General features: G+C 71.6%; 19 protein-coding genes. 13 read left to right on the forward strand and 6 right to left on the reverse strand.

All coding sequences use genetic code 11. The annotated features are described in order from the left end of the window. The first annotated feature begins 130 nt into the window (after window positions 1–130). The 7 genes from ACFY0F_RS07405 to ACFY0F_RS07435 are packed head-to-tail and all read left to right on the forward strand — an operon-like array spanning window position 131 to window position 7,071. The gene (locus tag ACFY0F_RS07405; protein ID WP_388790298.1) at window positions 131–1,453 is read left to right on the forward strand and encodes a phenylacetate--CoA ligase family protein; all 1,323 of its coding nucleotides are present in this window, start codon (window positions 131–133) and stop codon (window positions 1,451–1,453) included. Next, window positions 1,453–2,184 carry a hypothetical protein gene (locus tag ACFY0F_RS07410; RefSeq protein WP_388790300.1) on the forward strand — a complete coding sequence of 244 codons (732 nt, stop codon included), beginning with the start codon at window positions 1,453–1,455 and terminating at the stop codon, window positions 2,182–2,184. The genes ACFY0F_RS07405 and ACFY0F_RS07410 overlap by 1 nt, the downstream gene beginning before the upstream one ends. 2 nt (window positions 2,185–2,186) lie before the next feature. After that, window positions 2,187–3,098, forward strand: a complete 912-nt coding sequence (locus ACFY0F_RS07415) for an SDR family oxidoreductase (RefSeq protein ID WP_388790302.1) — start codon at window positions 2,187–2,189, stop codon at window positions 3,096–3,098. 1 nt (window position 3,099) lies between these two features. Then, the gene (locus tag ACFY0F_RS07420) at window positions 3,100–3,558 is read left to right on the forward strand and encodes a Zn-ribbon domain-containing OB-fold protein (RefSeq protein WP_388790304.1); all 459 of its coding nucleotides are present in this window, start codon (window positions 3,100–3,102) and stop codon (window positions 3,556–3,558) included. Next, on the forward strand, window positions 3,555–4,703 hold the full coding sequence (locus ACFY0F_RS07425; protein ID WP_388790307.1) for a thiolase family protein: 1,149 nt from the start codon (window positions 3,555–3,557) through the stop codon (window positions 4,701–4,703). Before ACFY0F_RS07420 ends, ACFY0F_RS07425 begins: the two co-directional genes overlap by 4 nt. Window positions 4,704–4,723: 20 nt before the next feature. Continuing rightward, a complete protein-coding gene (locus tag ACFY0F_RS07430; RefSeq protein WP_388790310.1) occupies window positions 4,724–5,959 on the forward strand; it encodes an acyl-CoA dehydrogenase family protein in 1,236 nt (411 codons plus the stop codon). Then, entirely contained in the window at window positions 5,956–7,071 is a 1,116-nt protein-coding gene (locus tag ACFY0F_RS07435) for an acyl-CoA dehydrogenase family protein (protein WP_388790312.1), read from the forward strand. The genes ACFY0F_RS07430 and ACFY0F_RS07435 overlap by 4 nt, the downstream gene beginning before the upstream one ends. Window positions 7,072–7,135: 64 nt before the next feature. Here ACFY0F_RS07435 and ACFY0F_RS07440 read toward each other — a convergent pair whose 3' ends face one another. Genes ACFY0F_RS07440 through ACFY0F_RS07465 form a run of 6 tightly spaced genes read right to left on the reverse strand, consistent with a single transcriptional unit; the run spans window position 7,136 to window position 12,503 of the window. Beyond that, window positions 7,136–8,293: an acyl-CoA dehydrogenase family protein gene (locus ACFY0F_RS07440; protein WP_388790315.1), complete on the reverse strand. Its 1,158-nt coding sequence runs from the start codon at window positions 8,291–8,293 to the stop codon at window positions 7,136–7,138. A gap of 20 nt (window positions 8,294–8,313) precedes the next feature. Next, entirely contained in the window at window positions 8,314–8,829 is a 516-nt protein-coding gene (locus tag ACFY0F_RS07445) for a DoxX family protein (RefSeq protein WP_388790317.1), read from the reverse strand. Further along, on the reverse strand, window positions 8,826–9,737 hold the full coding sequence (locus tag ACFY0F_RS07450; protein WP_388790320.1) for an SDR family NAD(P)-dependent oxidoreductase: 912 nt from the start codon (window positions 9,735–9,737) through the stop codon (window positions 8,826–8,828). Before ACFY0F_RS07450 ends, ACFY0F_RS07445 begins: the two co-directional genes overlap by 4 nt. Window positions 9,738–9,740: 3 nt before the next feature. After that, entirely contained in the window at window positions 9,741–10,907 is a 1,167-nt protein-coding gene (locus ACFY0F_RS07455; RefSeq protein ID WP_388790323.1) for a CaiB/BaiF CoA transferase family protein, read from the reverse strand. A gap of 59 nt (window positions 10,908–10,966) precedes the next feature. Continuing rightward, window positions 10,967–11,737, reverse strand: a complete 771-nt coding sequence (locus ACFY0F_RS07460; RefSeq protein WP_388790326.1) for an enoyl-CoA hydratase/isomerase family protein — start codon at window positions 11,735–11,737, stop codon at window positions 10,967–10,969. Window positions 11,738–11,747: 10 nt separating this feature from the next. Further along, complete coding sequence (locus tag ACFY0F_RS07465; RefSeq protein WP_388790328.1) at window positions 11,748–12,503, reverse strand: SDR family NAD(P)-dependent oxidoreductase; 756 nt, start codon at window positions 12,501–12,503, stop codon at window positions 11,748–11,750. 101 nt (window positions 12,504–12,604) lie between these two features. On the opposite strand from ACFY0F_RS07465, the gene ACFY0F_RS07470 reads away from it, so the two are divergent. The 6 genes from ACFY0F_RS07470 (at window position 12,605) to ACFY0F_RS07495 (ending at window position 19,287) form a co-directional block, all read left to right on the forward strand. Then, window positions 12,605–13,747, forward strand: a complete 1,143-nt coding sequence (locus ACFY0F_RS07470) for an acyl-CoA dehydrogenase family protein (RefSeq protein WP_388790331.1) — start codon at window positions 12,605–12,607, stop codon at window positions 13,745–13,747. A 100-nt stretch (window positions 13,748–13,847) separates the two neighbouring features. Next, window positions 13,848–15,338, forward strand: coding sequence for an aldehyde dehydrogenase family protein (locus ACFY0F_RS07475; protein WP_388790334.1), 1,491 nt, complete (start codon window positions 13,848–13,850; stop codon window positions 15,336–15,338). 23 nt (window positions 15,339–15,361) lie between these two features. Next, window positions 15,362–16,966 carry an AMP-binding protein gene (locus ACFY0F_RS07480; RefSeq protein ID WP_388790336.1) on the forward strand — a complete coding sequence of 535 codons (1,605 nt, stop codon included), beginning with the start codon at window positions 15,362–15,364 and terminating at the stop codon, window positions 16,964–16,966. A 4-nt stretch (window positions 16,967–16,970) separates the two neighbouring features. Continuing rightward, window positions 16,971–18,122 carry a thiolase family protein gene (locus ACFY0F_RS07485; RefSeq protein WP_388790339.1) on the forward strand — a complete coding sequence of 384 codons (1,152 nt, stop codon included), beginning with the start codon at window positions 16,971–16,973 and terminating at the stop codon, window positions 18,120–18,122. Beyond that, window positions 18,119–18,520, forward strand: a complete 402-nt coding sequence (locus ACFY0F_RS07490; protein WP_388790341.1) for a Zn-ribbon domain-containing OB-fold protein — start codon at window positions 18,119–18,121, stop codon at window positions 18,518–18,520. The genes ACFY0F_RS07485 and ACFY0F_RS07490 overlap by 4 nt, the downstream gene beginning before the upstream one ends. Before the next feature lie 17 nt (window positions 18,521–18,537). Further along, a complete protein-coding gene (locus tag ACFY0F_RS07495; RefSeq protein ID WP_388790344.1) occupies window positions 18,538–19,287 on the forward strand; it encodes a FadR/GntR family transcriptional regulator in 750 nt (249 codons plus the stop codon). Window positions 19,288–19,291 lie beyond the last annotated feature (4 nt).

The following is a 19,291-nucleotide window of genomic DNA, read 5'->3' on the forward strand; positions in this document are numbered from 1 at the left end:
CTTGAATGAGTGCTAATAGTTAACTATATCGGCCGGGCGGTATGCGAGGGGTCGCCTGCAATCCGTCCAATTGGTTGACTGATTGCGCTGATAGCTGGAAGATCTGGGCACCGAGCCGCGAGGAGGCGCCATGGTCGGTGACAGCGACACCGCTGACAGGTACTTCGAGCCCCAGGTGGAGACCATGCCCCGCGAGGAACTGCGGGCGCGGCAGGAGGAACGGGTCCTGGAGCTCGTCGAGTACGCCTATGCCAACTCGGCCTTCTACCGTGAGCTCTGGGACGAGCACAAGGTGCACCCGCGCGACATCCGGTCCCTGGCGGACTTCCGGGCGCGCGTGCCGTTCATCACCAAGGACATGGTGCGTGCCTACCGGGCCCGCACGGGCGATCCCTTCGGCGGTCTGCTCTGTGTGCCGCGCGAGGAGCTGACCTCCGTCTCCTCCAGCTCCGGTACCACCGGCGACCCGGAGTTCTTCGCCGAGATCTGGCAGGGCGCCCCGCCCCTGGTGACCGCGCAGGTGCGCGACCTCTGGGAGCTCGGTCTGCGGCCCGGGGACCGGGTGCTGAGCCCGCCCGGCACCTTCCGCAACCTCATGGACCCCGGTTACCAGGCCATCGGCGCCGTGGTCATCGAGGTGGACACCTGGATGGGGAAGATGCACGAGGTCGTCGAGGCCCTGCGCACCTACCGGCCCGCCTATCTGCAGATGATGTATCCGCAGATGGTGGAGCTGGAGCACCTGGCCGAGAAGACGGACCTGAGGGAGGCCTTCTCCTCCCTCAAGGGCGCCTCCTGCGCCGGGCAGCCCCTCAGCCGCAAGATGCGCGAGCGGATCCGTGACGACTGGGGCATCGACGTCTACGAGTACACCAGCGCGGCCGACACCGGCACCGCGTGGGAGTGCCGCGAGCACGACGGATTCCACCTCTGGGAGGACACCGTCCTCGCGGAGTGCGTGGAGGTCGGGGAGGACGGCTGGCGCGACGTTCCCGAGTGCGACCTCGGTGAGTTGGTCGCCACCGACCTGGACAACCGGGCCGCACCCCTGATCCGTTACCGCAGCGAGGACCTCGTCCGGCTGTCCGCCCGGACATGCGGCTGCGGACGCACCCATGCCCGGATGTGGGTGGCGGGGCGGCGGGGCGACGAGACGCTGGTCCAAGGGCGCTCCGTGGTGCTGCGGGACGTCTGGCAGGCGGTGGAGGACCAGCCGGAGACCGTGGCGGGCGTCTTCCAGATCGTCCGGGACCGCCGGGAGGTCGACGAACTGCGTCTGCGCGTCGGCTACGACCCCGCACTCACCGGCGACGTCGAGGCCCTGGCCGGCCGGCTGGGCGAGGCCGTGCGGATGCGGACCGGAGTCGAGCCGGTGCTCGACATGCGCACCGAGGAGGACCTGTTGAAGACCATGACCAGCGTCGCCAAGTTCCCCCGGGTGGTGAAGAACTGATGGCCCGCGCCGACACCCTGGCCCGGGCCAGGGAACTCGAACGTCCCGAACTCGCCTACGTCGTACGCTTCTTGACGTCCGGCGGCACGCGGGAGACGGAACTGACCTGGGCGGAACTTGCCCGGGACACCGAGTGGGTCACCGCGCGGCTGCGGGAGCACGGCCTCGCCGCGGGACAGTGGGCGCTGCTCACCATGTCCGGCTATGAGGGCTTCTGGGGACACGCGGTGATCGGCGCACTGCGCGCGCTGAAGGTGACGTACGGCATCGCCGAGGCGATGGGCTGGGACCACCGCCGCACCTCGGTCTTCCACCGCGAACTGCGACCGCATGCGGTGATCGGCCTGTCCGCCGAGACCCTGGAAGGGCTCGCCGGGTCCGCCGACATCGGCGAGATGTTCCGGCCCACGTCGGTCGTGCTGGCCCGGCCCGCCGCCGTTCCGGTGCTGCGCGCGGTGGGCGTGTCCGCCTGTCTTCTCTCACCCCTGGGGCCGGCTCTCGCCCTGGAGTGTCCCGAGCGGAGCGGCGCTCACGTCAACTCCGCCGCATGGCGGGTCGGCGAGCGCGACGGGGAGTTGTTCGTGGCGGCGGGGGAGCAGCGTACGTCACCGCTGCCCGAGACCCCGCTCGGCATCCCCGGCCGCGTCGCCGTGGGCCGGTGCGCCTGCGGCAGCGAGGACCCGCGGGTGCTGTTCTCCGTGGCCGGCCGGCCACTGTCATCGAGGAGCTGAGGATGTCCGAAGGAGTGGTCGACGGCCGTGTCGTGGTCGTCACCGGAGCCGGCAACGGCATCGGCCGGGCCCATGCCCTGGCGTTCGCCGCGCACGGGGCGAAGGTCGTGGTCAACGACCTGGGCGGCGCGCGCGACGGAGGAGGCGCCTCGGCCGGACCCGCCCAGTCCGTGGTGGACGAGATCGTCGCGGCGGGCGGTACGGCCGTCGCCAACACGGACGACATCTCCACCTGGGACGGAGCGGGCCGGCTCGTGGAGCAGTCCGTGCACACCTACGGCGGCCTGGACGTGCTGGTCAACAACGCCGGCATCCTGCGCGACCGGATGATCGTGTCGATGACCGAGCAGGACTGGGACAGCGTGCTCGCCGTCCACCTCAAGGGCAGCTTCGCCACCCTGCACCACGCGGCCGCGTACTGGCGGGAGCGCGCCAAGTCCGGCCACGCCAACGACGCCCGGGTGATCAACACGACCTCCCCGTCCGGCATCTTCGGCAACCCGGGCCAGTCCAACTACGGCTCCGCCAAGGCCGCAATCGCGAGCCTCACCCTCATCGCCGCCGCCGAACTCGCACGCTACGGCGTGACGGTGAACGCCATCGCACCCACCGCACTGACCCGGCTCACCGAGGACATCGAGATGATGCGGCGGGCCGCCGAGGCGCAGGACCTGACCCCGGAGGCCATCTCACCGCTCGTGGTGTGGCTCGGCTCGGCGGCGTCGCGCGAGGTCACCGGTCGCGTGTTCGGTGTCGTCGGCAACCGGATCACCGTCCTGGAGGGCTGGGTCAACGGCCCCTGCGCGAGCGCCGATGATCGGTGGACGCCGGAGGAACTGTCCTCGGTCGTCCCGAACCTGGTGGCCAAGGCGGCGCCGAACGCCGACGCCCTCGGCAACCGGAACGGGGCCTGACATGACGACGACGCAACGCCCGGTCGCAGAGGGCCTGTTCACCTGGCCGGTCATCAGCGGGACCGCGCCCCGGCTCATCGGCTCCGAGTGCACGCACTGCGGCCTGGTCAGCTTCCCGGCCGCCCCGGACTGTGTGCGGTGCGCGAGCACGGAGTCGGAGCGACGCCTGCTCGCCGACCGCGGGACGCTGTGGACGTACACCACCCAGAACTTCCGCCCGCCGTCCCCGCCGTACGACGGCCCCGAATCCTTCACGCCCTACGCGGTCGGTTACGTGGAACTCCCCGGTGAGCTGCTGGTCGAGGCACGTCTCACCGAGCCCGACCCGCACAAGCTGCGCATCGGCCAGCCCATGCGGCTCACGCTCGTGCCCTACACCGTGCAGGACGACGGCACCGAAGTCGTCACGTTCGCGTTCGCCCCCGAAGAGCAGAACGCGGCCGAGGAGGAGACACCGTGACCGAGGCCGTCATCATCGGCGTGGGACTCCACGCCTTCGGGCGATTCCCCGGCAAGCCCGCACTGGACATGGGCGCGGACGCGGTGCGCATGGCGCTCGCCGACGCGGGCGTGACCTGGCCGCAGATCCAGGGGGGCTACATCGGCAGCTACGAAGTCGCCAACCCCGATGCCATCGTCGCACGGCTCGGCCTGACCGGAGTCCCGCTGCGCGGGGTGTTCAACGGCTGTGCCACGGCCGGCACGGCCGTCGCGCTGGCCGCCCGCGCCATCGAGACCGGCGAGCACGACCTCACCGTCGCGATCGGCCTGGACAAGCACCCTCGCGGCGCGTTCGCCGCCGACCCGTCCGTGGCCGGCATCCCCTCCTGGTACGGACAGACCGGCCTCTTCCTCACCACCCACTTCTTCGGCATGAAGATCAACCGCTATATGCACGACCACGGCATCTCCCACGAGACGCTGGCCCGTGTGGCGGCCAAGAACTTCGGCAACGCCGCCGCCAACGACAAGGCCTGGCGCCGCACCCCGCTCTCGGTGGAGGAGATCCTCGCCTCGCCGGTCCTCAACCACCCGCTCCGCCAGTTCATGTACTGCGGACCCAACGAGGGCGCGGCGGCGATCGTGCTCTGCCGCGCCGACCAGGCCCACAAGTACACCGGAAAGCCGGTACGGGTCCGCTCCACCGCCCTGCGCAGCCGCAGGCTCGGCGCCTTCGAGGTGCAGAGCCCGTCGTTCCCCGCCTCAGAACCCGTCGACAGCCCCACCGTGGACGCCTCCCGGGCGGCGTACGAGCTGGCGGGCATCGGCCCGGAGGACGTCGACGTCGCACAGCTCCAGGACACCGACGCCGGATCGGAGATCATCCACATGGCCGAGAACGGCCTCTGCAAGGACGGCGAACAGGAACGGCTCATCGCCGAGGGCGCCACCGCGATCGGCGGCCGGCTCCCGGTCAACACCGACGGCGGGCTGCTCGGCAACGGCGAACCGATCGGCGCCTCGGGCCTGCGCCAGATCCACGAGATCGTCCTCCAACTGCGCGGCACGGCCGGGACCCGGCAGGTCCCCGGCACACCCCGCGTCGGCTACACCCACCTGTACGGCGCGCCGGGCGCGTCGGCGGTGACGATCCTGACGACCTGACCTCACAGGGGACCTGCGCAATGGGCTCGCTCCACGAAACGCACGACATGCGGGACTTCGCCGACGAGGTGCGCCGCTTCCTCGACGCCCACGCGGCGAAGGCCCCCGACCGCGCCGCCGTCACCTGGGGCGAGGGCGACGACTCGATGGCCTACTTCAGCAGCCTCCCGCCCGAACAGGAGGCGGAACACGTCCGGCGGGCCCGCGAGTGGCAGCGGACCCGCCACGGAAACGGCTTCGGCTGGATCACCGGCCCGCCCGAGTACGGCGGCCGGGGCCTGACCCCGGTCCACGATCTGCTCTACGACGCGATCGAGTCCGAGTACGACGTCCCCGACACCGGTGTGCTCGGCGTCGTCGGCCTCGGCATGATCGGGCCGACGATCCTCGCCCACGCCCAGCCCCACATCAAGGAACGCTGGCTGCCCGCGATGTACCGCGGGGACGCCATCGCCTGCCAGCTCTTCAGCGAGCCCGGCGCCGGGTCCGACCTGGCGAGCGTGGCGACCCGGGCCGTCCGCGCGGGCGGGGACTGGGTGCTGAACGGGCAGAAGGTGTGGACGTCGGTCGCCCACCACAGCCAGATCGGGCTCGCGCTGACCCGCACGAACCCCGACGCGCCCAAGCACCGCGGCATCACCGCCTTCCTGGTCCCCATGGACGCCCCCGGCGTCGAGGTCCGGCCACTGCGGCAGATGACCGGCGGCGCCGACTTCAACGAGGTCTTCCTCACCGACGTCCACGTCCCCGACGACCACCGCCTCGGCGAGGTCGACGGCGGCTGGACGGTCGCCCTGACCACCTTGATGAACGAGCGCAACACGGTCGGCACCGAGGGCGCGGGCCCGGTGGCCGCCGCCCTGTCCCCGGACCGCCTCTCGGCACTCATGCGCGCCACCTGGACCTGGGACGACCGCGCCCTGCGCGGACGCCTCGCCGAACTCCTCGTGGACGCCCTGGCCACCGGCTACCTCAACGACCGCGCCCAGCGCACCCTGCGCGCCGGGACCGCCCCCGGCCCCGAGAGGTCCGTCGCCAAGCTGATGTACGGTCAGAACCTCACCCGGGCAGCCCACTTCGTCTCCGAGTGCCTGGGCCCCCGCATCATCGCCGACACCGGCCGCTGGGGCACGTACGCCTGGTCCGAACTCCTGCTGGCCACACCGGCGCTGCGCATCCTCGGCGGTACCGAGGAGATCATGAAGAACATCCTCGCCGAACGGGTCCTCGGCCTGCCGAAGGAGGCACGCGCATGAGTGCGGACGAAGGAGAGCTGCGGGAACTCAGGCGTTCCGTACGGGAGTTCCTGGAAGCCAAGTCGCCCGAGGAAGCCGTACGCAAGCTCATGGAGAGCGAGCCGCGCTTCGATTCGGCGGTGTGGGCGCAGGCGGCCGACCAACTGCGCCTGCCGGGCCTCACGATCCCGGAGGAGTACGGCGGTGACGGGTTCGGCCTCGTCGAACTAGGCGTCGTCATGGAGGAGATGGGCCGTGCCCTGCTGTGCGCGCCCTTCTTCGCCACCGTCGTCCTCGCGGCGCAGGCCCTGCTGGCCTCGGGCGACAGCGAGGCCTGCGCGCGCCATCTGCCCGGCATCGCGGCCGGCCGGACGACGGGCACCCTCGCCGTCGCCGAGGACGACGGCTCCTGGGACCCCGCGCTGATCACCGTGCGCGCCCTGCCGGGCGTGGACGGCGGCTGGCGGCTGAGCGGCCGCAAGTGCTTCGTCATCGACGGCACGACCGCCGATCTGGTCCTTGTCGTCGCCCGCACCGTCGCCGGTCCGTCGTTGTTCGCCGTCGACCGGTCGGCGGCGGGACTGTCCGCCGAACCGCTGGAGACCCTGGACGCCACCCGGTCCATGGCCCGGCTGACGTTCGACGCCGCACCCGCGACCCTCGTCGGCACGGACGGGGCGGGCGGACGCATCATGGCCCGGGTCCTGGACGTGGCCTCGGTCGCGCTGGCCGCCGAACAGTCGGGCGGGGCCCGCCGGTGTCTGGAGATGAGCGCTGAGTACGCCCGCACCCGGCACCAGTTCGGCCGGCCGATCGGCTCCTTCCAGGCCGTCAAGCACAAGTGCGCCGACATGCTCGTCCAGGTGGAACTGGCCGAGGCGTCCTCCCGTGAGGCGGCGCTGCTGGCCGCCGAGGACGCGCCGGACTTCCCGGTCGCCGCCGCCGTGGCACACGCCTGCTGCTCACGCGCGTACATGGTCGCGGCGATGGAGAACATCCAGGTCCACGGCGGCATCGGCTTCACCTGGGAGCACCCGGCCCACCTGTACTTCCGCAGGGCCAAGTCCTCGCAGCTGCTGTTCGGAGGGCCGGCGGTCTACCACGAGCGGCTGCTGGACCGGCTCGGGATCTGACCGACGGCCGTGGGAAGGCGAAGGCCCCGGGAGAACCCGGGGCCTTCGCTCATGTCCGCGGCGGTCAGCCGCGCGCCGCCTCGCCCAGCAGCGCCTTGGCGATGATGACCTGCTGGATCTGGCTGGTGCCCTCGTAGATGCGGAACAGCCGGGCATCGCGGTAGAAGCGCTCGACGGCGACCCCGCGCATGTATCCCGCGCCGCCGTGGATCTGCACCGCGCGGTCCGCGACCCGCCAGACCATCTCACTGGCGAAGTACTTCGTGCAGGACGGGCCGACCTTGGTGTCCGTCCCGGCGTCGAACGCGCGGGCGGCCTCCAGGACCGTGGCGCGCCCGGCGTAGTAGTCGGTCATCGAGTCGGCGATCAGGCCCTGGACGAGCTGGAAGGAACCGATGAGCCTGCCGGACTGGCGGCGTGTGCGGGCGTAGGCGACCGACTCGTCGACCAGGCGCTCGGCCATGCCGACGCACAGGGACGAGATGTGCACCCTGCCGTGCGCGATACAGCCCATCGCCGTGTTGAAGCCCCGGTTCAGCCCCGCGTCGCCGCCGACCAGCGCGGTGGCCGGGACGCGTACGTCGTCGAAGTACACGTCCGCGGTCCAGGCGCCGAACTGGCCCATCTTGTGGTCCCGCGGAGCCACGGTGAGTCCCGGGGTGCCGGCCGGGACCAGGAACGTCGAGATGCCACGGGTGCGCGGAGCGTCGGGGTCGGTGCGGGCGAAGACCATGAACACGTCGGCGAGCGGGGCGTTGGTGATGTACCGCTTGGCGCCGTTGACCACCCAGTCGTCGCCGTCCCGCACGGCCCGTGTGGTCAGGGTCGACGGGTCCGAACCCGCGTCCGGCTCGGTGAGCGCGAACGACGCCAGGACATCGCCCGAGGCGATCCTCGGCAGCCACTCGGCCTTCTGCTCCTCCGTGCCGCCGACCATCAGCACGTGTCCGGCGATGCCGTTGTTCGTCCCGAACATCGAACGCAGCGACGGCGTGGTGTAGCCCAGCTCGAACATCAACTGGGCCTCCTCGTACATCGACAGCCCCAGCCCGCCGTACTCCTCGGGCAGCGCGAAGCCGAACAGACCCATCTTCCTCGCCGCATCGCGGATGTCCGCGGGCATCTCGTCCTTCTCGTCGATCTCCGCCTCGAGCGGCACGACGCGCTCCCTGACGAAGCGCCGGACCTCGGACAGCACCGCGCTGAAGTCAGCCGCGTCCATGTCGACTCCCTTTTCTGCTCTCAGTCATCTGTCTCTTGCGGCGTGCCGGGCTCCGGCCGGTAGCACACCGCCAGCAGTGCCGCCGCGCTCGCCGTGCCGAGTGCCGCGGCCAGCAACGCGGGTTTCGCACCGGCGCGTCGACGGCCCGCTAGAGCGTCGAGCGAGTACCGGCCGTTGCCCAGGGCGGCCAGTGCCACCGCCGCGCCGCCCACCACACCGACGTACTCCCAGCCGCCCTTGAAGACGAAGAAGCCCTTGCCGCGATGGTCGGTCCGCGCGGCCACCGTCATCAGGCCGACGGCCGCCGCCGCCGGGAGGGGGCTCGCCGCGCCCAGGGCGATGCCCACGCCCGCCGCCATCTCGGTTCCGGCGGCCATGCGGGCGTGCACCTCGGCGGGCTTCAGTCCCAGCGCGTCGAACCAGGCCGTCGTGCCCCCCAGCCCGCCCGGTCCGGCGACCTTGTTCCAGCCGTGGGCGAAGAGCATCGGGCCGAGGGTGGCGCGCAGGACCAGAGCGGCGGCGTCGTGGCCCTTCACTGACCCACTCCCGTGGCCCGGCCCGCAGGCGCGACCCCGTACAACCGCGGTACTCCCTCGACCAGTTCCTCGTAGGTGAGGGCCTTGCCGGACCGGCTGGGGTGGACACCGGTGACGGTCCAGCCCTGGAGGCGGTTCAGCCGGTTGCCCTCGATGCGCAGGACCTGGCCGGTCAGCCAGGCCGCGCTGTCGGAGGCCAGGTAGACGACGACACCGGAGGCGTTGGCGGGGTCGCGCGGGTCGAAGTCGTCGGTGGCCCGCAGGGACGCGCCGACGTCCAGTCCGTCCGTCATCCGCGTGGCCGCGATGGGCGAGATGGCGTTCGCGGTGACGCCGTACCGGCGCATCTCCAGGGCGGTGAGGACCGTGAGCCCGGCGATCCCGGCCTTCGCGGCACCGTAGTTGGACTGACCCTGGTTGCCGAACAAGCCCGTCCCGGACGTCGTGTTGATGACACGGCCGGCGACGCGCTCACCCCGCTTCGACGCCTCGCGCCAGTACGCGCACGCGTGCCGGGTGAGCGCGAAGGTGCCCTTCAGATGCACCGCGATCACGGCGTCGAACTCGGCCTCGGACATCGAGAACAGCATGCGGTCCCGCACGATCCCCGCGTTGTTCACCACGATGTCGAGGCGCCCGAACTCCGCGACGGTGTCCGCGACCATCGCCTCCGTCGCCGCCCAGTCCGTCACCGACGCGTGGTTGGCGACCGCACGGCCACCAAGCTTGGTGATCTCCGTGACGACGTCGTCGGCGGGGGAGTCCCCCGTCCGCTCGCCGTGCACGCCCGAGCCCGGATCGTTCACCACCACCGTGGCACCGGCCTCGGCCAGCGCCAGGCAGTGCGCCCGACCCAGCCCCCTGCCGCCGCCGGTCACGATGGCGACCTTGTCGTCGAGGATGCCCACGTCCTACCTCCCAGTCCGGCCCAGCTCGTCGAGTACTTCGTCGGTGTGCTCGCCCAGCGCCGGTGCGCCGGTGCGCGGCTTGTCGTCGACGCCCCAGAAGCTGACCGGCGTCGCCACCGTCCTGAGCGGCGGGGCGTCGCCCATGCCGGGCTGCTCGACGAACGCCCCCACCGCCTCCGCCTGCGGATCGGCGGACACCTCCGCCAGGGTCTGCACGGGCGCCCACCACACGCCCTCCGCGTCGAACCGCGCAGCCCACTCCTGAAGCGGCCGCTTCGCGAACTCCTCGTCGAACACGGCGATCAGCTCGCGCACATGGCCGCGACGGGCCTTGCCGGTGGAGAACCGCTCGTCGCCCGACAGGTCCTCGCGGCCGAGCGCCCTGACGACCCCGGGCCAGTGCCGGTTGCCCTCCAGGCCGACGAGCCAGAACCAGCGGTCGTCGGCGGCCCGGTAGCAGTTGTAGAGCGGGGACTCGTGCTCGGTGCGGTGGCGGGTGCGGCCGCGCCTGCCGAAGAAGTTCTGCAGGGCGAGGTCGTTGCCGTTGGCGTACGTCCCGGACCGCAGCAGCGACACGTCCACCACGCCGCCCTCGCCGGTGCGCGCGCGCCGCAGCAACGCGGCCAGCACGCCCGCCACCAGGTTGGACGCGGCCGTACGGTCGCCCAGTCCGGGCCGGATGCCGGGCGGTGGCTCACCGGCGGGGTTCAGCATGGCGGCGATGCCGGGCCGGGCCCAGAAGGCGGAGACGTCGTATCCGGCCCGGTCGCGCTCGGCTCCCGCCCAGCCGTAGCCCGTCAGCGTGCCGACGACCAGGCGGGGGTGGCGGGCCCGTAGCTCGTCCGGGGCCAGCCCGAGCCGCTCCAGTGCGCCGGGGCGCAGGTTGGTGACGAAGACGTCGGCGCGTTCCAGCAGCCGCTCCAGCGTCTCCTTGCCCTCCCGGGACCGCAGGTCGAGGACGATCCCGCGCTTGCCCCGGTTGTCGGTCTCGAACGGGGGCGCGCTGTCGATGTCCTGACCGACGTGCCGGAGCGTGTACCGGTTCGGGTCGCCGGCCGGCGCCTCCACCTTCACCACGTCCGCACCCCAGTCGGCGAGCATGGTGGCCGCGGCCGGTGCCGCCACCCACATGCCCAGCTCGACCACACGAATGCCTTCCAGCGGCCGCACGGCCCACCTCCGGTTGAAAAGTGACGGGGATGCAAAGCGACGGGGATGCCTTCCGCGGCCTACCGGCCGCGGAACTCTCCCGGTCGGCGCTCGCGGAAGGCCTTGAGGCCTTCCTGCCGGTCCTCGGTGGTGAACAGCACCGAGACGGTCTCGCGCTCGTACTCGATCGCCGTCCGCAGGTCCATGCCGAGTCCGTGATCGATCAGCTGCTTGCCCGCCGCGAGCGCGAGCGGCGCCCCGGCCGTCAGCCCCCCGGCCAGCTTCTCGGCGGCGGCGAGCACTCCGCCGGGCTCGGCCAGCTCGTTGACCAGTCCGAGCTGCCAGGCACGCTCAGCGTCGATCGGTTCACCGGTGAGGATCATCTGCTTGGCGATCGCGGGCGGCACCAGACGCGGCAGCCGCTGGGTGCCGCCCGCGCCCGGCAGGACGCCGAGCTTCATCTCGGGCAGCCCGAGCCGCGCACCCCGCTCCACCACCCGCAGGTCGCAGGCGAGCGCCAGCTCCAGACCGCCGCCGAAGGCGAATCCGTGGACGGCGGCGACCGAAGGCTTGGGAAAGTCCTCCAGGAGCGCGTAGGCGTCGGTCAGGCGTCCCACGAACGCCCGGAACTGGCCCGGCGAGACGAACGACTCGATCTCACCGAGGTCGGCACCGGCGGAGAAGGCCCGGCCCGCACCGGTCAGCACCACGGCGCGTACGTCCTCGTCGTCGCGGACGTCGTCCAGTGCCCGGGTCAGTCGCTCCACCATGCCGGAGCCGATGGCGTTGAGCTGCCCGGGCCGGTCCAGGGTCAGCACGGCGAGACCGTCGCGGAGTTCCACACGCAGCACCGCGCCCACCTCAGACCATCGTCAGGCCGCCGCTGACCGAGAGCGTCTGCCCGGTCATGTAGGCGGCGTCGTCGGACGCGAGGAAGGCCACCACGCCGGCGATCTCGGCGGGCTGGGCCACGCGGCGCAGCGGGATCGCCCGCACGGTCGCGTCGTACATCTTCGGGCTGTACTCGGCGACCTGCCCGAGCAGGGCGGTGTCGGTCGGCCCGGGACAGACGCTGTTCACGGTGATGCCGTACCGGGCGACCTCGCGGGCGAGGGCCTTGCCGAAGGCGATGACGCCGCCCTTGGTCGCGGAGTACACGACCTCGCCGGAGGAGCCGACCCGGCCGGCGTCGGAGGCGACGTGGACGATCCGGCCGCCGCCGCGTTCGATCATCGGGTCGAGCACTGCCCGGGTCATCGTGATCGTGCCGCGCAGATTGACGGCGATGATCCGGTCCCAGGTGTCCTCGTCGCTGTCGACGAACCGGCCGATGACATCGACCGCGGCATTGTTGACCAGTACGTCCACCGGGCCGAGCGCGGCCGTCACCCGCTCCACGGCCGCGTGTACGGCCGCGCTGTCGGAGATGTCCGCGCCGACTCCCGTGGCCCGCACCGCGTACCGCTCCGCGAGCCGCGCCGCGACCTTCTCCGCGGCCTCCGCGTCCAGGTCGCAGACGGCGACCGCGGCTCCCCGGTCGGCGAGCCGGTCGGCGATCGCCTCGCCGATGCCGCGTCCCGCCCCGGTGACGAGCGCCACCTTGTCCCGTACGCTCACGCGTCCTCCCTCGCCCGGCTCCAGAAACAGCGCTATCGTATAACTACTTCAGCTAAATAAGCGAGATGTAGAGTACGTGAGACCCAGGAGCGGAGTCGAGCATGCGCCGTACGATCTTCACCGACGAGCACGAGCTGTTCCGGGAGACCGCCCGCTCCTACTACCTGCGGGAATGCGCCCCGTACGCGGCGGAGTGGGAACGTGAGGGGCAGGTCAGCCGCGCCGCGTGGACGGCCGCGGGCAAGGCCGGACTCATCGGCTGGCAGTTCCCCGAGGAGTACGGCGGCCAGGGGATCTGGGACTTCCGCTACAACGCCATCATGGCCGAGGAGATGGCGGCCACAGGCTCGGTCGGCATCGGGCTCGGCCTGCAGAACGACGTCATCCCGCCCTATCTGATGCACCTGACCACCCCGGCGCAGAAGGCCCGCTGGCTCCCCGGCGTCATCGCCGGTGAGACGATCTGCGCGCTCGCGCTGTCCGAGCCGGCCGCCGGGTCCGACCTCAAGGGCATCCGCACCACTGCCCGCCGCGACGGCGACGCATGGGTGATCGACGGCTCCAAGACCTTCATCACCAACGGCATCCTGGCCGACCTGGTCATCGTCGCCTGCAAGACCGACCCGGACGCCGGGCACAAGGGCATCAGTCTGATCGTCGTCGAGCGCGGCGCCGAGGGCTTCGAACGCGGACGCAAGCTCGACAAGGTCGGCATGAAGGCCCAGGACACCGCCGAACTCTTCTTCCACGAGGTCCGCGTCCCCGCCGAGAACCTCATCGGGCAGGAGGGCCGGGGCTTCTACCACATGATGGGCAACCTCCCGACCGAGCGGCTCGCCATCGCCGTCGCCGCGCTCGCCTCCGCCGAGCGGGCCTTCGAGTGCGCGCTGGAGTACGCCAAGGAGCGCACCGCCTTCGGCCGGCCCATCGGCGCGTTCCAGGCCAACAGGTTCGCGCTCGCCGACATCAAGGCCAGGCTGGCCGTCGCCCGGGTCTATCTGGACGGCTGCATCATGGCCCTCTTCCAGGGCGAGCTGACGGCCGAGGAGGCCGCCGCGGCCAAGTACTGGACCACGGAGACCGGCTGGGAGGTCATCGACCGCTGCATGCAGTTGTTCGGCGGTTACGGCTACGTCAACGAGTACGAGATCGCGCGCATCTGGCGGGACAGCCGGGTGCAGCGGGTGTTCGGCGGCACCTCGGAGATCATGCAGGAGATCGTCGGGCGGTCGCTGGGGGTGTGAGGACATCGCGAGGCCTGTGCGGAGCATTGATTGGTTCGGCTAAATAGGTTATCTATTTAAGCTGTACAGTAGGTCAGGGCAGCGGGCTCCGGGAGGCACCGTGGTCACGGTCGACGTGAAGCTGCACCAGGAACGGGCCGAGCGGGACCTGCCGCGCCCCCGGCTCGTCATCGGCGGCAAGGATCTCGGCGAGGCGAGCGGCGGCCTGCACGAGCACATCAACCCGGCGACCGGTCTCGTCCAGGCCCGCGTCCCGCTCGCCGGACCCGCCGAGGTCGACCAGGCCGTGGCCGCGGCCCGCCAGGCCTTCGAGGTGTGGGGCACCATGCGGCCCGCCGAGCGCCGCCGCCTGCTCATCCGCTTCGCCCGGCTCATCCGCGAGCACATCGCGGACTTCGCCGCGATCTGTCCGCTCGAGAACGGCGTCTGCGTCGGCGGCTGGGCCGAGAACGTCGGAGCACACGTCGCCGAGTGGACCGAGTACTACGCCGGCTGGGCCGACAAGATCGAGGGCATGGTCGGCGCCGCCTACAGCCCGCACGAGCACGTCGAGTACACCCTCGCCGAGCCGTACGGCGTCATCGGTCACATCATCACCTGGAACTCACCCGCGCTGTCCCTGGCGATGAAGGTGCCGCCTTCCCTGGCCGCCGGGAACACCGTGGTCATCAAACCGGCCGAGTCGACACCGTTCTCCGCGCTGCTCTTCGCCGACCTGGCCCGTGAGGCGGGCATCCCCGACGGCGTGATCAACGTCGTCACCGGACTCGGCGACGCGGGCGAGGCCCTGGTGACGCACCCCGGCGTCGACAAGATCTCCTTCACGGGCGGGCCCGCCACCGCGCGCCGCATCATGGCGAGTGCCGCCCGGAGCCTCAAACCCGTCGTGTTCGAACTGGGCGGCAAGTCCGCCAATCTGCTCTTCGCCGACACCGACCTGGACACCGTCGTGCCGTACTGCGCGGCCTTCGCCATGAGCAACACCGGCCAGGGCTGCGCACTGCCCACCCGGCTGCTGGTGGAGCGTCCGGTCTACGACGAGGTCGTCGCGCGCGTGGTCGGAGTCGTCGCCCACCTGCCCGTGGGCGACCCGCTCGATCCGGCCACCTACATCGGCCCGCTCATCGACGCGGCCGCCCGCGACCGCGTCCGGAACGTCATCGACACGGCGGTCGACGAACGAACGGGCCGGCTCGTGTACGGAGGCGAACGCATCGACGCGGCGGGTTACTTCGTCTCCCCGACCGTCTTCGCCGACGTCGACAACCGCAGCGACCTCGCCCAGCGGGAGATCTTCGGCCCGGTCCTCGCCCTGACCCCGTTCGACACGGAGGACGAGGCCGTCGCCCTCGCCAACGACACCGAGTACGGGCTGTCCGCCTACATCCAGTCCCGTGACATCGCACGCGTCAACCGTCTTGTGCCCCGCCTGAGAGCCGGGACGGTCTACGTCAACCCCGGCCCGAACCCGATCACCTCGCCCGCCACACCGTTCGGCGGGGTCGGGATCAGCGGTTTCGGCCGGGAGGGCGGCCGGGCCGGGCTCGACGAGTTCATCAGCGTCAAGGGCGTTGGCGTAGCCCGCGCCTGACGAGACCTCACAGGAGAAACAACGTGTCCAATCCTCCCGGGGACACCCCTTTGGGCCCCCGCGCCCGCCGCCTGACGTTCGGCGACATCATCCGCGAGCACCGCAGGTCCTACCCCGAAGGCGTCGCGCTCGTCGACGGCGACGTCCGGCTGACCTGGCCGCAGTTCGACGAACGCACCAACCGGCTCGCCCACGCCCTGACGGCCGCGGGCGTCGGCCCGGGCGACCGCATCCTGTGGCTCGGCCAGAACTCCTTCCGTATCTGGGAGCTGCTCGGCGCCGCCGCGAAGACCGGCGCCATGGTCTGCCCCGGCTACTGGCGCTGGGCCGCCCCCGAAATGGCGTTCGCGGTCGAGGACTTCGACCCCAAGGTCGTGGTCTGGCAGGACGAGGAGATCGGCGACACCGTCGGCAAGGCCCGGGCCGAACTGGGCACCGAGCACGGCGCGTTGTGGCTGCGGCACGACACCGAGGGACCCGGCTCGTACGAGTCCTTCCTGGCCTCCGGTCCGGCCGAGGACCCGGCCCTCGACGTCGACCCCGACTCCGCCCTGCTGGTCATCTACACCGCGGCGATCTCCGGACGGCAGTGCGGCTCGATGCTCTCGCACCGCAACCTGCTCGCGATGGGGGCGAGCGCCGCCTGGATGGGGGACATCGGTACGGAGACCGCCTTCCTCGGCGCCGGACCGATGTTCCACATCGGCAACTACCAGTTCTGGGGTGTCCCGGCCTTCGTCCACGGAGGCAAGAACGTGATCGTCCGCCGTGTGGTCGCCGAGGAGCTGCTCCCGCTGCTGGCGGCGGAGCGGTGCACCCACGCCTATCTGATGCCGCCGACCATCGCCCAGCTGGTCGAGCTGAACCGCGAGACCGGACACGACCTGTCCCACCTGCGGGCGAGCGTCGCCGCACCCCTGTGGCAGGGCACCGTGCCCACGGACACCAGCCGCTTCACGCGCAACGGCGGCGGCGAGGGCCGCGGCTACGGGCAGACCGAGGTCACCGGCTTCGCGGTGACCGGCGCCTACGGCGGCACGGGCACCGGCAACGCGGGACGCCCGGGCCCCGTCACCGCCGTACGCATCCTCGACAGCACCGGCGGGGAGTGCCCGGTCGGGGTGGCCGGCGAGATCTGTGTCCGCGGCGACCTCGTGCACCTCGGCTACTGGAACCGGCCGCAGATCAACGAGGAGCGCTTCCGCTTCGGCTGGTGGCACACCACCGACCTCGGACGGCGCGAGCCCGACGGCACGATCAGCTTCCTCGGGACCACGACCCGGATGCTGAAGTCGGCGGCCGAGAACATCTTCCCGGCCGAGGTCGAGAACTGCATCGAAGCGCACCCCGCGGTGAAGGAGGCCGCCGTGATCGGCGTGCCCAACGAGCGCTGGGCGCAGGACGTCAAGGCGGTCGTGGTGCTGCATCAGGGCGCCGATCCGATCACGGCGGCGGACGTCATCGAGCACTGCCGGGCGCGGATCGCCTCGTACAAGAAGCCGAAGACGGTGGAGTTCGTCGAGGCGCTGCCGCGCACCAAGGACTTCGCCAAGGACTACGCGGCCCTCGACGAGCGCTTCGGCGGCGGCGGCTATCCCGGCGGCGACTCGCTCGGCGCCGGACGGTGAGCGAGTGAACGACCGCCGGCCCGTCGTCGTCGGAGTGCACGCCACCGAGCAGGCACTCTCGCTGCCGCACCGCGACGCCATGGATCTCGCCCTCGAAGCCGTGCGCGGCGCCGTCGAGGACGCCGGACTGACGCCGGCGGACGTCGACGGGGCCCAGGTCGACTGGCCGGGCCCGGGCGGTGTGCCGGGCGAGGGCAGCTCCTGGGCGCGCATGCTCGGCCGCGACCTGAGCTGGACCAGCGACTCGATGCTCGACAACGCGGGCTCACGGGGCCTGCTGAAAGCGGCGGCGGCCGTCCGGGCAGGCTTCGCGGACACCGTCGTGGTCGGCGGCTGCAAGCTGGTCTCGCGCGGGGCGGGACCCGTCGGCGCCGGAGTGCCGCTGGAGTTCGCCGATGTGTGGGGCAGCTATGTCGTCGCCCAGTTCGCGCTGGTGGCCGCACGGCACATGCACGAGTACGGAACGACCTCCCGCCAGCTCGCACAGGTCGCCGCCACGATCCGCAACAACGGCACCACCAACCCGGAGGCGATGATGTACGGCCGGGGCCCGTACACCGCCGACGACGTGCTCGCCTCCCGGATGGTGGCCACCCCCTTCCATCTGCTGGACTGCTGCATCGTCGGCGAGGGCGGTGCCGCGATCGTGGTGACCACCGCCGAGCGCGCCCGGGACCTGCCGCACCCGCCCGTCGCCGTACTCGGCGGCGGCATGCAGTACCACCAGGCCGCGTACGCCAACCCGGCGCTGCACCGGGAGGTCGGACAGCTCGGCCGGGACGCCGCCACCCGTGCCTACGCCATGGCCGGAGTGCGTCCCGACGACGTGGACGTCTTCTCCCTCTACGACCCCAACTCCTTCGAGGTCATCCGGCAGTTGGAGATCCTCGGACTGTGCGGGGAGGGGGAGGGCGGACCGCTGGCCGCGAGCGGCGCCATCGCCGTCGGCGGCAGGCATCCCGTCAACCCGGACGGCGGCTGTCTGTCGTACGCCTGGAACGGGACGCAGCAGATGACCCTCAAAGTAGTCGAGGCCGTACGGCAGTTGCGCGGCACGGCGGTGCACCAGGTCGACGGCGCCGAGCTGGCGGTCGTGGGCAACGCCGGCTCGGGAGCACAGCACTACGAGATGAGCGTACTGGGGAGGATGCGATGAGCCGGCCCGTACCCGTCCCCACCGAGCTGTCGAGGCCCTTCTGGGAAGCGGCCCGGCGCGGAGACCTGGTCGTCCCGTACTGCAAGGCCTGCGATCTGCGCTTCTTCGTCCCTGAACCCGCCTGCCCCGGCTGCATGTCGCCGGACTGGCGGTACGCCCCGAGCGCCGGGCGGGGAAGCGTGTACTCGGTGACCGTCGTGCACCGCGCCCCCGGACCCGGCTTCACCACGCCCTTCGCGCTGGCCGTGATCGACCTGGACGACGGGGGCGCGCTGCTGTCGCACGTGGTCGCCGGGGACCCCGGCGAGGTCGTCATCGGTCTGCGCGTACGCGTGGAGTTCCGCGCCCTCACCGACGAGATCGCGCTGCCGTACTTCGTACCGGAGAACACTCACTGAGGGCGGAGGTGGGCGCGGTGGCGAACACGCCGGTACGGGTCCCCAAGATGGCCGAGCTGGTGGCGGCACGACTGCGCCGGATGATCGTGCGCGGCGAACTGGCCGAGGGCGACGCGCTGCCGTCCGAGACGGCGCTCATGGAGGAGTTCGCCGTCTCCCGGCCGACACTGCGCGAGGCGTTCCGGGTGCTGGAGTCGGAGTCGCTGATCAGTGTGCGCCGGGGAGCCCGGGGCGGGGCACGGGTGCAGGTCCCGGAGGGCATGGTGGCCGCCCGCTATGCGGGCGTGGTCCTGGAGTACCGCGGTACGACCCTCAAGGACGTGTACGACGCCCGTACGGTGATCGAGGCGCCCTGCGCCGGTCTGCTGGCCGCGCGGCGCACGGACCAGGACCTGCGCCGGCTGCGGGCCGCCGTCGCCGAGGCGGAGCGGCTGATGGGCGACCCGTCGGCGTTCATCCGCGCCCACATGGAGTTCCACGCCCTCGTCGTCGAACTGGCCCGCAACGAGACGCTCAGCGTTCTCAACGGCATGGTCCGCCACATCATCGACCAGGCGAACTGGTCCCACGTCGACCTCGACGCCGGCAGCCCCGAGAACATCCGGGCCAACCGCCGGGGCTTCCGCGCCCACGGAGCGCTCGTCGACCTGGTGGCCGCGTCCCGGCCCGAGGCCGCGGAGGAGCTGTGGCGCGTGCATCTGCAGGAGGCCGAGGACTATCTGCTGCGGAACAGGTCCATGACGACGGTCCTGGACCTGCTCGGCTGAGCGT

The organism is Streptomyces sp. NPDC001544, assembly GCF_042894285.1.
GTDB lineage: Bacteria > Actinomycetota > Actinomycetes > Streptomycetales > Streptomycetaceae > Streptomyces.